The organism is Chengkuizengella marina (genome assembly GCF_009910845.1).
Classification (GTDB): domain Bacteria; phylum Bacillota; class Bacilli; order Paenibacillales; family KCTC-33759; genus Chengkuizengella; species Chengkuizengella marina.
In genome coordinates this window covers 1-12257 of record NZ_SIJB01000015.1, presented here as the reverse complement: position 1 = coordinate 12257, position 12257 = coordinate 1, and the positions used below count along the sequence as shown (strand labels likewise).

Genomic DNA, 12257 nt, shown 5'->3' with positions numbered 1-12257 from the left:
TAAGACACCTCTATTATTTATCCAAAGCATCATAATCTTCTTTTGATGCCGGTCGAACTAAGTTTGTAACACCAGTTGCTTCCAAAGCTTTTACAAGATAATAGGCAAACACCCCGGCAATGGCAATGGATCCAACAACTCTTGCCACTATATATAATAATAAATTCCAAGCCACCAAATCATCAAGATATCCTTTATAATAATCAAATAATAAAGATGCAATTGCAGAGGCAATTGCAGCAAGTGATGCAATTAAGATATCATAACGTTTATAACGAACTGCTGCAAATACAAATTCTGCAAACAAACCTTGCAAAACTCCATAAATTAATACTTCTAATCCCCATTCTGAGCCTACAATAAATTCACCAGAAGCAGCAGCAATTTCAGCAATTAATGCAACTCCAGGTTTACGGATAATTAAAAAAGCAACTGTTGCAGCTATAAACCACATTCCGTAAATTAATTGATCAAAATGCAATCCGAACGGCTTTACCGCATAATAAACAGGTGTCCATAATTTATATACAATTCCAAATACGATAGCAATCACAATTGTAACTAGTATATCTGTTAATTTTAATCCTTTATTATTCATCTCTTTAACCCCCTATTTTTGTTATTCTATCCTAAAAATAACCATCATATTTTACTTTTAAACTTAGTAAGTTGATGGTCAGTTTGATAATTCTACCGGCCATGTTTCCTTTTGATATGCCATCTCCCAAAACATCAACTCATATTGACTGCTTAATATAAAATGTTCTTTCATTCGTTCTCGATCTGATTCTGTCACTTTTTCAGCGATATTATCCACTAATTGAATGACCTCTTCAACTAATTCTCGGAACCAGTCTCCACCATAGGTTGCAATCCATTCCTGATAGATAGCCTCTTCCGGTGTTGATCCTGTAAGCTTTTCACCAATTTCATAGTACAGCCAATAGCATGGCAATAAAGCAGCAATCGTGTCTCCAAAATGACCAGTATGAGCAGCACGATACATATGTGAAATATATGCGTAAGCCGTTGGTGCAGGTTTGAAGTTTTCTTTTTGTTCTTCAGTAATACCTAACTGAACAAAAAAAGCTTTATGAAGTGATAACTCTGCTTCATTCGTTCCAATTGCATGGGATGCCATACGACTAACCGTATGTAAATCTTCTGCTTGTGCAGCTGCCATGGATTGAACTCTAGCAAAGTGACTTAAATAATATGAGTCTTGTAGAACATAATATCGAAAACGATCCAATGATAATGTTCCATCAGCAATTCCTTTAACAAATGGATGATCAAAACTTGCCTGCCAAATGGCATCTGCTTCTTTTCTTATCTGTTCAGTAAATTTGATCTCATTCCCCACCTTTCTTTCAAGTATCCCAATAAGTGATTAAGTGTTTTGTAGCATAATCCAAATACTTTTTCAGGAACCCAGTAAATTCAATCCTTAAAATAGAACAAAATCTCCTATTAGAGCCTCTCGAAGATGTCGTCGTTCTTCATTATCGGTAGTTTTGTTGAAACTTAGAATTTGAACAAATTTATAAATTCTTAAGTTATAAAAAAACCACTCTTACCGTAGAGTGGGATTAAGACAAATTTGTACCTTAATAGTTACATATTGCAATTCATCCATCCACTTCCCTACGCTAGTATTAACTAGATCAGGTACAAGGGTTAGGACTTCTTAACGCCCTTCTCAGCAAATGTCTTTTGCACCCCTAGTGGTTACGATATATTAAATTCAAATACAACATTACTACAGTTTTTTTATTTTAACAAGGAAAAAGATTTCCAACTATCGGAGTCGTATTTAAAAAAACTGTAGTTAAGTTCACCTAAAGTTTCATCATTAAAATTCACCTGTATAACTTCCTATATTCATTTATCTTAATCATTAATCTTTCATATTCATGGTCGTTCATTTTTTTCAATTCCCATAAAGTTTTATAATAATCAGACGCCGAATTTAACACCCCATTTAATAAAAGCTTTTTTGGTGCAGACCCTTGATAAAATATTTTATTGGTCGGTTCTTCATAAACAAATATTTCTGCATCTTCGCCACAATTATTGATGCTAATTTCATCGTAGTCTATTCCAAGCTGACTTTTTACAGAGTGGAAATCATTTTGGAAAAACATAACAAGAGAATGCATTACAGTTTCCAAAAGCTCAAGCCCTTTTACACCTAATCCTATTAAAATTTGATTGTCATACTTTATATACATAGCAGTCTCTATGAATTCTTCAAGATCCTTTTCATAATAGTGTTCTCCTTTTTTGAGTTTTTCTAGGTCATAGTAAAAAATTTCAGGATATTGTTCTAAGTTTTTTGTAGAACAATGTATACCTAGTTCTTCAATCTTTTTACGATATATTCTAGGATCCTTAGATATGTATGTTTTTACTTCAAGCATTTTTCATTCTCCTTGTAAGAGTTTTTTCTAAAATCTAGGATTATCCCATAATTATTTTAACCTATTATCATTTAGAGGCAAATTTTAATTACTATCACTTCAATGATATAATTGTGTAAATATCAACTATAGTAAAAAGGCTAGATTTATAATTTTCTGCTCAATCATGAAATACTATCAATAATATGAAATAATCTCTCAATTATATTCTCTTCGATAGGGGTAACAAATATGAAACTAATCGAACATTACCTTATCTTAAAAACAGCTTATGCAACTCAAAAAAATGATGTTGATATTGAAACCACACTGAGTGAAATCATAGATATCCTCGGATGCAGCCAACCAAATGGAAAAGGGGTATTAAATAGATTAAAACAACAAGGATGGATACGGTGGAATCCAGGTCGTGGTCGAGGTAACAGATCCCGTATCAACTTTCAACTTTCTCTGATTGATGGCATTAAGATGTATATATCAGATCAACTAGCACAAAATCATTTCAAAGAAGGAATGGAGTTCCTCCATTCTTTATCCATTCCTACACAAATTCAAAGTGTCTTAGGGGAGTTTTTAGAAGGATGGTTTGGTTTTCAAACGGAAGAGGGAAATGAAGTTAAGCACATATTGCGCATTCCCATCCATAGAAATTTACTTTCTATGGATCCTGCGCAAGTCTCTACAGCATACGAATACCATTTTGTAGGTCAAATTTATGATACATTACTTAGAGTTCATCCCATTACAAAACAAATCTGTCCTCATCTCGCCCTCGGTTGGGAGGCTCCTAACGAAAAGTCGTGGATTTTTTACTTACGTAAAGGTGTTCACTTTCATCATGGTAGACTATTAACATCAGAGGACGTGATTTATACTATTCAACGTCTCTTCCATTCTACCGAAAGCGTTTTCTTCTGGTTTGGCCACTACTTGAATAATGTAGAATCATTGGGAGATCATACCGTTCTTTTTAATTTCAACAGACCGTTTCCTTTTTTTCCTTACATCCTATGTTCAAACAAAGCTTCCATTGTTCCTTATGATGTGGATATTAAACAACAGGTCGTGGGAACAGGACCTTTTTCAGTACAGTTTTTTTCTAAAGAAAAATTGATCATGGAAGCTTTTGATCATTATTTTAAGGAACGGGCTTGGCTGGATCGAGTAGAGATTTTTCGTTTTCCAGAGGAACTACAAAGCAAGTTTCTTTACAAAATGACAACTGAAAATGTAGATTCAATGGAGATGAGAGATAAAACAGTTACCCAACATGTGACCATTACACAATTGATACTTTTTAATACAAAGAAACCAGGTCCACAACAACACCAGGCATTTCGACGAGCTATACGCCTAGCTCTTGATAGAAACAAAATGATAGATGAGACCAATATAAAAGGAGCTAACCCTGCAGATAGTTTTTTACCTGCTAATAGCAAAAAAGCAATTATTCCATCCTATACACTGTCAGAAGCTAAGGAAGCTCTCAAAGAAAGTGGCTATTCTGGTGAAACAATAACGATGTTCATCCATCCTAATCGTTGGAGGGAGAACGCACTTTGGATTCAATCCCGCTGTAATCAAATTGGCATATCTATAGAACTACGACCTCTTGAATTTAGTAAGACACTTCAATTTCTACATCAAGCACATTTGATTATGATAGAAGTTTCGTTTAAAGATGAATCTGAAATTAATTTAATTGAACCGTTAGGAAATAACAGCATATATCGTAAAATGCTAACTTTACAAGAGAATGAGCAAATGGATTTGTTTATAGATCGTTTTATTAGTGGGAAAACAGCAAACGAACGCCTTTCAACCTGGAATGAAATGGTGGATTGGTTTAAAAAGGAACATCTCATCCTTTTTCAATTTCACATAAACGAAGAGTCTCTTTATTCAAATTACCTCCAAGGGTACAAATTCGGAGCATTAGGAATGGCTGACTTTCATAGCCTTTGGATTAAGGATAAAATAAATCTTTAGCAATATAAAGAAATATATAAATATTTACTGAAAAACAAAATATATATTAATCATTATGTTAGTATTTATTTAGGCTTACAAGATAACTCTACTCAATCAAAGCATTGGATACAATGCTCTTAAAAACATTCCTATCACGTAGCAACCTGAACGGAAAAAGTCTATATAGAAATTGAAAGGAGGTGATTCTATTGAATTATGTATTAGCTCTTCAACAATTGGATGCAAAGAAAAACAATAATAAAAATAGGATAGAAACAGTTACTACAGTAACACGAATAACAGATTTAAAGCATTCTATAAGCAAAAAGTGACAGCTAATGATTTCATAGAAAAAATTAGTAGATAACAAACATTTAGAAGCCTAAGCCCAGATGAGCTTAGGCTTATTTAAGTTTCCCCATCGAATAAGACTCAGTGATCAACACATTTAGAAACAAAGTAATAAAAACCATCAAAATACGAAAGAACCCACAACAAGCCCTCTTTATCATGAGATAAACATTGGGGTTCTGAATAGCGAAAATCTGATTCGCTTGGTTTGAAGGAAAAACTATTTTTAAGTAAGGGTTGAACAAGATTCATTGGTTTATATTTCGGGTTTCATTTCAAGATAGCCAAATCTGCTGTTCCTCCCACCGTTAATTTTATATAAAAAAAAAGAACATTCATCTCTATTTAGACGAATGCCCTTTTAAAAGGAGTTAATATATCCTACTAAACCGTTGCTTTCTGGCGTCTAAAACTATTTTCAGCTTTCCCTGTGTGTAATTGCCACATATGCCAGAATAAATATGGAACCATTAACACAAAATTAATCAGGCCCCAAGTATATAACACATCTGAGTTAAACCAAGAAGACGTATCCATAACTTGTGGAAACATATCAAAACTAGCTCTTAACAATAGATGCGCAGCTAGTGTATACACACGAGCTATAATATACAGTTCTGGACGTTTCTTTATGATCGGATAAATTTCTGCTGCAAGCAAGATACATAAAGAAGAACCGAAGTATATCGGGCTTTCAGCATAAACAAAACAAGCATTCCATGTTGTATACAAGAAGTTCCAAGGTGCTGTTGTATAAGCAACTAGATCACCATATGATTTGGAAGCAAGGATCTTTTTATTTGTGATTTCCCAGAACTTTGGTGCGAAAGGAATCGTTACACAAAGCAAGAAACCCGTAAGGGCGTTGAAATAGTTGCCCATGGTTGCATCTTTAATCGTGGCTTCTAAAATATTCAAAAATAGAATAGCATAGAAAAACCAAAGAAACTCTTTGTGTTTCAAGATGTTCCACACTTTCCCCTGTCTATCTTCATAAACGGCAATGCGGGATAAACACACGATAATGGTAGGTAAAATGACACTTAAAATTTTCACCCATCGAAACCATCCCTCAACACCACCCATTATCCAAAGGGGAAAAGTCAATAAAGAAGCGGTCCAAAAATAGGCTGAAAATTTATAATACTTTCTAAAAAAAGCAATAATAAATAATAGGATAATGAAATAGACGGGCATGGATATGACATGTGGCCAAATATCAACTTTCATAATAGACTCATCTCCTAGTGTTTATATAAAATTAAATAAAGCAGAATAAATGTTCTATATGCTTTTATTATATAAACATAAGACATTATAATCTGTGATTTTATTCACAAAGTAAGTGTCAACAATTTACGTTTTAGTGAATTGTTTGACTGAAAAATGACTCCGGATACATACCGAAGTCATTTTTTTTCGGTTATATCCCTTCTATATTTTGAAAAACACGATCAAACCCCTCTAATGCTTCATCAATCACATCGTCCGTATCTGCTAAACTAGTATATAATCTACTACCTGCTAACGTAATGATCCCTTCCGCTAAATAAGCAGCTCCCATTTCCTCCATCATATGTTTGCGTTTCTTTATTTCTCCTAAAGCACTTATAATATTAATACCTAGTTTTACAAACATTGCTGCTGCAGTTTCAAGATGACAAATTGATCCTTGATTATAAGCTACAAATGGTAAGTTATATTTATCTATAATTTCATTTAAACCTTCTGTTAATCGATCCCCCGCTCTACCTGCTACTTCACAAGCGTTAGTTTTTTCAATCTCTTTAATCGTATAATATCCTGCAAGTGCACTTAAAGGATTAGCTGCTAATGTGCCTCCGACATATGCTCTTTTTTTACCGCTTTCAAGCCCTGCTGCTAAACGAGACATCAAATCTTTTCTTCCTCCAATTCCTCCTGCTGAAGGATATCCACCTGCAATGACTTTACCAAAAATAGTTAAATCTGGTTTTACATCAAAATAACCTTGAGCTCCACCTAAACCCATTCTAAACCCAGTGACAACCTCATCAAAAATGAGTAAAGTATCAAATTCATCACATAACTTTCGAACATGCTGATTATATTCCTTGTATACAGGTCTAGTCCCACTCTCAGGACCAACAGGTTCAACAATGACACAAGCTGTGCCACCTCTAAGTTTATTTAACTTTAACTGTCTTCTTAAAGCAGATAGATCGTTGGGTTTTACTTCCTGTGTATGTCGAGTACTCGTTCTTGGAATACCATGTGCTTCAAACCTACGAGTTCCTGGTATTTTCAAACCATAGACTACTTGATCACTCCAACCGTGATAGGCACCACCAATCTTAATCACTTTCTTTTTACCTGTGACTAATCTTGAAATACGAATGGCGGCCATCACCGACTCTGTTCCACTACCTAACATACGATACATTTCAATAGAAGGCATATGATGATTGATTAATTTGGCCAGCTTGTATTCATATTCATGAAACAAACCTGTTACAGGTCCGCAATCATGAATTAACTCTATTACTTTCTCTCTCACTGGTTCATAGTTATTACCTAAAATAATAGGTCCGCCTGACTGTAGAAAATCAATGTATTGATTGCCATCTATATCCCAAAGGTAAGGCCCTTCCGCTTTATTAATAACGATAGGAAAAGGATAGTTAAAAGCCAAATTATGCTGCACACCACCAGGAATATAGTTTTTGGCTTCTGAAACCATCTCTTTTGATTTCACACATTTTGTATCAAAATAATCCATCACTTTTGCCATTGCTTCCCTTTTAACTGGTCTTGTAGGCTGTTTCATCAGGTGATCTAATCCGGCATATATTTTCTCCGTATTATGCCAGCTTGAGATTGCATATCCTTTTTTCTCCATTAAAAACACACCTCTTTCAATCAATTTATTTTATATACTTTGATCCCATGAAAAATCAACTGTAAACTTCTTTCCAATTCTGCTACGGAACCCATACTGTCTCCTTGCTCTAACCATTTAAACAAAACACCATAATAACTGCCCATCAGTAAAGTTACGATATCAGTATAGGAGTAATCTTCTGAGATTTCTTTTTGCTCTTGACCTTCTTGTACTAAATCCTCTAATAACTTTCTTATTTTTGAAAATGGAGATTCTGTTGTAGCCTCGTTAATCATCGTCGTAAAAAGGACTCTCCCAGTAAGCTCCAAATATGGAATGGAATCTTCTAATAACCGAATCATAATTTGATTTATTTTGCTAGATATATTGGAGGTTTGAAACTTTTCATCCTGTACTAATTCCAATACATCCCCTACTTCTTCCTCAGCAATACCAATTAGTAAACTTTCTTTGTTTGGAAAATGTTTGAAAAACGTACTCTTAGCAATATCCGTCATTTCAGTGATTTCTTCAATGGATGTGTGTTCATAACCTTGATCACGAAATAAATATCGAGCTGATTTAAGAATATTTGCTGTAGTTTCCATCTTTTTTCGTTCTCTACGTGATATTTGCATGTTTTCACCCTTCTTTTACTAAAATCTCATACAGTCAATTTAAAAATATTCCTTGGATTTTTAATATTAGTTTTAGAATTAATTGGTTTTGTGAACAAATTGTGAAAAAAATCTGTGAAAAAGACCATTTTTCTCTATACAAATGATTAGATCGTGTATTATACTGTAAGATATAACCATTATACACCAGTATTTTTTTATAATCCATTATTTTTTTATATTAAAATATAAAATTATACTTAAGTATCCTTTTATAAAATTAAGATTTACACTTTCCTGTAAATATAATACTTTCTATACGTATTACCAAAAAATCTACTATAAATTCATCATTGATCAACCTACTTCATATCCTGGCTTTAACAACATCACTTCAATATATCCTAGAAAGTTAATAATGATATACACAATCATTTTTAAAAAAAAGATTTAAAGGGATCGGATCTATGCAATATCGTTTATATGGAGGTGCAATATGGGGGAATTTATCATTGCTCATGATGTAGGTACAAGTTCTAACAAAACTGTTTTAGTAGATACGAGGGGGAACATATTAGCTACAGCTTCAGCTCCCTATCCGTTACTCACCCCTCATCCTAACTGGGTTGAGCAAAATCCAGAAGACTATTGGAGCGCAATCACAAAAACAACTAAACAGGTTTTAGAAAAGTCACAGATCTCACCTAAAGATGTCCTTGGAATTATCTATACTACTCAAGCAATGGGAATCATCCCTATTGGCCTTCAAGGAAATGTGTTGCGACCTAATATTTCATGGGTAGACGGTCGAGCTGAAAAACAAGCTCAGAAAATTATGAATAAATTTTTTGGAGAGCGAATGTTTAAAAGCATCGTTGGCACTTCAATCATGGGGAAAGATGTCATACCTAAGCTCCTTTGGATAAAGGAGATGGAGCCTGAAATTTATAATCAAACCAAATTTTTCTTAGATGTAAACGGTTACTTGAAGTTTAAGTCCACTGGAATTCCAATTATGGAATGGTCTGGGGCTTCCTCTTATGGTTTTAATTTAAAGAAAAAGGATTGGTTAAAAGGATTCTTTCAAATTTGCGGTATTGATCCTAAGAAATTACCTCCACTTGTACGTTCAATTGATCAAGTAGGCGGATTAACGAATGAAGCAGCTAAAGAAATGAATTTACTTGAAGGCATTCCTGTTTTTGGTGGATGCGATGATGTACAAAGTGCTGCAGTGGGTGCTGATGCTATCGGAGAAGGTGAAGCTCATATTTATTTAGGGACTTCAGCTTGGGTTTGTGTGTCAACGAATAAAAATTTAAAATTCAAAAATGGTGCAGCCGTAATACAAAGTGCAGATCCAAACATGAACCAAGTTGTAGGAATTACAGAAGCAGCTGGATCTTGCATTCAGTGGATTGCCGACCAGTTCTATAAACATGAACAGGCAGATGAGTCTATTGATAATGTGTATGCATTAATGGATGCAAAAGTTAAGGATATCCCTCCTGGTTCTGACTATCTCATTTGTACTCCTTGGATGTTAGGGGAACGATGTCCAGTAAGTACAACCACTACCAGAGCTACTTTATTTAATATCAGTCTTGAACATACCAGGGAGCATATGATGCGTGCGGTTTATGAAGGGGTTTCCTACAACATCAGTTGGATTTTGGAAAATTTTAAAAAGGACTATGGATTTGAAGTTTCTACGCTCAAGTTAATTGGAGGTGGATCATTGGATGAACAATGGATGCAAATTCTAGCAGATGTCACCCAAAAGCCAGTAATTACCGTTGCTAACCCTCAAATGGCTGGAGCAATTGGTGGAGCGATCTGCGCAGCAATTGGTTTGGGGATTTATAAGGATTTTAGCTGTACAAAAGACTTGATCCAAATCGATAAACATTATAAACCAAATTTTAAAAATGCGAAGATCTATAACGAGCTGCTCTCATCTTATAAATCCATCTATTACTCTTTAAATAAATCATACGCGCAAATCAATGCATCCCGTTTTTAATATATAGGAGGTATTATATGAATAAATCACCTTTTCCTAAATATCGTTGGATTGTTCTTCTATCTATGTTACCCATTCTTGCAACAACAAATTTATTTTGGTTAACATTTGCACCTATTACTGGAATAGCAGAAGAATTTTATGATGTTTCGAGCCTTAGCATTGCTTTTCTTTCAATGAGTTTTATGTTGGTATACATTTTGATGGTATTACCTGCATCATGGTTGATAGATACGTATGGGTTTAAAGTTGCTGTAGGTTTTGGTGCAATGATTACGGCTGGATTTGGATTAATGAGAGGCATATGGGGGGATGATTTTACAATCGTAATCATCGCCCAAATGGGTGTAGCCATCGGTCAGCCTTTTTTAATGAACTCTATAACTAAAGTTGCGGCTAGATGGTTTCCAGTGGATGAACGAGCAACAGCTTCAGGCATCGCCATGATGGCTGGATCTGTAGGCATGATCCTTGCACTAGTGTTAACCCCTATTTTCGTAGAACAATATGGATTTTCAAAAATGTTGAATATTTATGGGATGATAGCTCTTTTATCAGCTCTTCTATTTCTCATTTTTGCAAAAGAACATCCAAAAAATCGATTGGTTGGAACTGAAAGTACTGAACAATCCTTTTCATTCTCAGGGTTAAAACAAATGATAACTAAAAAGAATTTCATTTATCTTATGGCTAGTATATTTATCGTATTAGGTATTTTTAATGCTTTGATGACTTGGATTGAAAGTATTTTAAGTCCTAGAGGTATTACCGCTTCTGAAGCAGGTTTAGTCGGAGGATTGCTCGTTATCTTTGGTTTGTTCGGCTCTGTCATTTTACCTTATATTTCTGATCGTATTCATAAAAGAAGACTATTAATTATTATTCCACTCTCTGCTTCGGTTCCTGGCTTTATTGGCATCACTTTTCTATCTCAATACAGTTTAATTTTAATTTCTGCTGCTATCATAGGATTTTTCGTTATGGGGGCAGGACCCATCGCTTTTCAATATGGAGCAGAAATTGCCTCTCCAGTACCCGAAGGAACGTCATTTGGAATTCTCATGTTAATGGGGCAAATTTCAGGAGTAATATTCACTTATGCAATGGACTTTTTAAAAATGAAAGCAACAGGTTCTTTTACTCCATCCTTAATTTTACTTATTCTATTGATGTTCATTGCGATATGGTTAGCAACAAAATTAAAAGAATCAGCAATGATTCAAAATAGTTCAAATCCAATATCTAATAAAACTATAAATATTTAAAAATTAAGATAAGGGGGATTACAAGAATGGATATTCAAGAAGCAAAAAGTGTCGTTTGTGATGCAGGTAAAAAATTACTAGCCATCGGCTTAGTTGAAGGCACTTGGGGAAACATTAGTGTTAAAATAGATGAGAATAGAATGGTTATCACACCAAGTGGGAAAAAATACGAAAATCAAACACCTGATGATATGGTCGTGGTTAATATTCATGATTTAAGTTATGAAGGCCCACTTAAACCTTCATCTGAACGGGGTTTGCATGCAGAAATCTATAAACAAAGAAAAAATATCAATGCAGTTATTCATAACCATTCCACACATGCATGTACTGTAGCCGCTGCTCGTAAGGATATACCTCCCATTATGGATGACATGGTACAAATTGTAGGTCCAAGTATTCGAGTTGCAGACTATGCCATCTCCGGCACGAAAAAGTTAACAAAAAACGTAATAAAAGCTTTAAAAGGAAGAAATGGGGCTTTGCTTGCTAATCATGGAGCAGTATGTATTGGAAGGGATCTTGATGAAGCCTTTGTCACATGTCAGGTATTAGAAAAAGCGTGTAAAATTTTTGTAGATGTACAAAGTATTGGTGGAGGAGTTTCTATCAATAAAGTTGAGGCCTTTGCGATGCATCAATACTTTTTGAAAAAGTATTCTAAACAAGCGATGGAATAATATATAAGATACCAATAAGTAAAAAGAGTACAAATTTATGAATCTAATCTTAAAATGGTACCTGTAGTTA

11 protein-coding genes and 1 riboswitch are annotated in these 12257 nt (G+C 34.4%); of the genes, 5 read left to right on the top strand and 6 right to left on the bottom strand.

Annotation, left to right across the window (positions count from 1 at the left end):
* Positions 1–13: 13 nt before the first annotated feature.
* The 3 genes from ERL59_RS06060 to ERL59_RS06050 all read right to left on the bottom strand — a co-directional run bounded on the left by ERL59_RS06060 (position 14) and on the right by ERL59_RS06050 (position 2420).
* Complete coding sequence (locus ERL59_RS06060; protein ID WP_160645297.1) at positions 14–598, bottom strand: ECF transporter S component; 585 nt, start codon at positions 596–598, stop codon at positions 14–16.
* A 78-nt stretch (positions 599–676) separates the two neighbouring features.
* Positions 677–1351, bottom strand: coding sequence for a thiaminase II (tenA, locus tag ERL59_RS06055; protein ID WP_160645356.1), 675 nt, complete (start codon positions 1349–1351; stop codon positions 677–679).
* Between the two features lie 273 nt (positions 1352–1624).
* A riboswitch (TPP riboswitch) is annotated at positions 1625–1733 on the bottom strand.
* Positions 1734–1859: 126 nt separating this feature from the next.
* Positions 1860–2420 (bottom strand): hypothetical protein, encoded by a 561-nt coding sequence (locus ERL59_RS06050; protein ID WP_160645296.1) that lies wholly within the window; start codon positions 2418–2420, stop codon positions 1860–1862.
* A gap of 231 nt (positions 2421–2651) precedes the next feature.
* Here ERL59_RS06050 and ERL59_RS06045 point away from each other — a divergent pair, with 231 nt between their 5' ends.
* Entirely contained in the window at positions 2652–4409 is a 1758-nt protein-coding gene (locus ERL59_RS06045; RefSeq protein WP_160645295.1) for an ABC transporter substrate-binding protein, read from the top strand.
* A gap of 191 nt (positions 4410–4600) precedes the next feature.
* Positions 4601–4723, top strand: coding sequence for a class III lanthipeptide (locus ERL59_RS20695; protein WP_201763486.1), 123 nt, complete (start codon positions 4601–4603; stop codon positions 4721–4723).
* A gap of 403 nt (positions 4724–5126) precedes the next feature.
* Here ERL59_RS20695 and ERL59_RS06040 read toward each other — a convergent pair whose 3' ends face one another.
* The 3 genes from ERL59_RS06040 to ERL59_RS06030 form a co-directional block, all read right to left on the bottom strand.
* On the bottom strand, positions 5127–5972 hold the full coding sequence (locus tag ERL59_RS06040) for a hypothetical protein (protein WP_160645294.1): 846 nt from the start codon (positions 5970–5972) through the stop codon (positions 5127–5129).
* Between the two features lie 193 nt (positions 5973–6165).
* Positions 6166–7620 (bottom strand): aspartate aminotransferase family protein, encoded by a 1455-nt coding sequence (locus tag ERL59_RS06035; RefSeq protein WP_160645293.1) that lies wholly within the window; start codon positions 7618–7620, stop codon positions 6166–6168.
* Between the two features lie 20 nt (positions 7621–7640).
* Complete coding sequence (locus tag ERL59_RS06030) at positions 7641–8240, bottom strand: TetR/AcrR family transcriptional regulator (protein ID WP_160645292.1); 600 nt, start codon at positions 8238–8240, stop codon at positions 7641–7643.
* A 475-nt stretch (positions 8241–8715) separates the two neighbouring features.
* Between ERL59_RS06030 and ERL59_RS06025 the strand changes: the two genes are divergently transcribed.
* Genes ERL59_RS06025 through ERL59_RS06015 form a run of 3 tightly spaced genes read left to right on the top strand, consistent with a single transcriptional unit; the run spans position 8716 to position 12187 of the window.
* The gene (locus tag ERL59_RS06025) at positions 8716–10242 is read left to right on the top strand and encodes a xylulokinase (protein ID WP_160645291.1); all 1527 of its coding nucleotides are present in this window, start codon (positions 8716–8718) and stop codon (positions 10240–10242) included.
* A gap of 17 nt (positions 10243–10259) precedes the next feature.
* A complete protein-coding gene (locus tag ERL59_RS06020) occupies positions 10260–11507 on the top strand; it encodes an MFS transporter (RefSeq protein ID WP_160645290.1) in 1248 nt (415 codons plus the stop codon).
* A gap of 26 nt (positions 11508–11533) precedes the next feature.
* Entirely contained in the window at positions 11534–12187 is a 654-nt protein-coding gene (locus ERL59_RS06015) for a class II aldolase/adducin family protein (protein WP_201763485.1), read from the top strand.
* The last annotated feature ends 70 nt before the right edge of the window (positions 12188–12257 follow it).

Coding starts and splice junctions, on each gene's coding strand:
- ERL59_RS06025 (WP_160645291.1), top strand. CDS start 8,716: ATGGGGGAATTTATCATTGCTCATGATGTAGGTACAAGTTCTAACAAA.
- ERL59_RS06045 (WP_160645295.1), top strand. CDS start 2,652: ATGAAACTAATCGAACATTACCTTATCTTAAAAACAGCTTATGCAACT.
- ERL59_RS06015 (WP_201763485.1), top strand. CDS start 11,534: ATGGATATTCAAGAAGCAAAAAGTGTCGTTTGTGATGCAGGTAAAAAA.
- ERL59_RS06050 (WP_160645296.1), bottom strand. CDS start 2,420: ATGCTTGAAGTAAAAACATACATATCTAAGGATCCTAGAATATATCGT.
- ERL59_RS06030 (WP_160645292.1), bottom strand. CDS start 8,240: ATGCAAATATCACGTAGAGAACGAAAAAAGATGGAAACTACAGCAAAT.
- ERL59_RS06035 (WP_160645293.1), bottom strand. CDS start 7,620: ATGGAGAAAAAAGGATATGCAATCTCAAGCTGGCATAATACGGAGAAA.
- ERL59_RS06040 (WP_160645294.1), bottom strand. CDS start 5,972: ATGAAAGTTGATATTTGGCCACATGTCATATCCATGCCCGTCTATTTC.
- ERL59_RS06020 (WP_160645290.1), top strand. CDS start 10,260: ATGAATAAATCACCTTTTCCTAAATATCGTTGGATTGTTCTTCTATCT.
- ERL59_RS06060 (WP_160645297.1), bottom strand. CDS start 598: ATGAATAATAAAGGATTAAAATTAACAGATATACTAGTTACAATTGTG.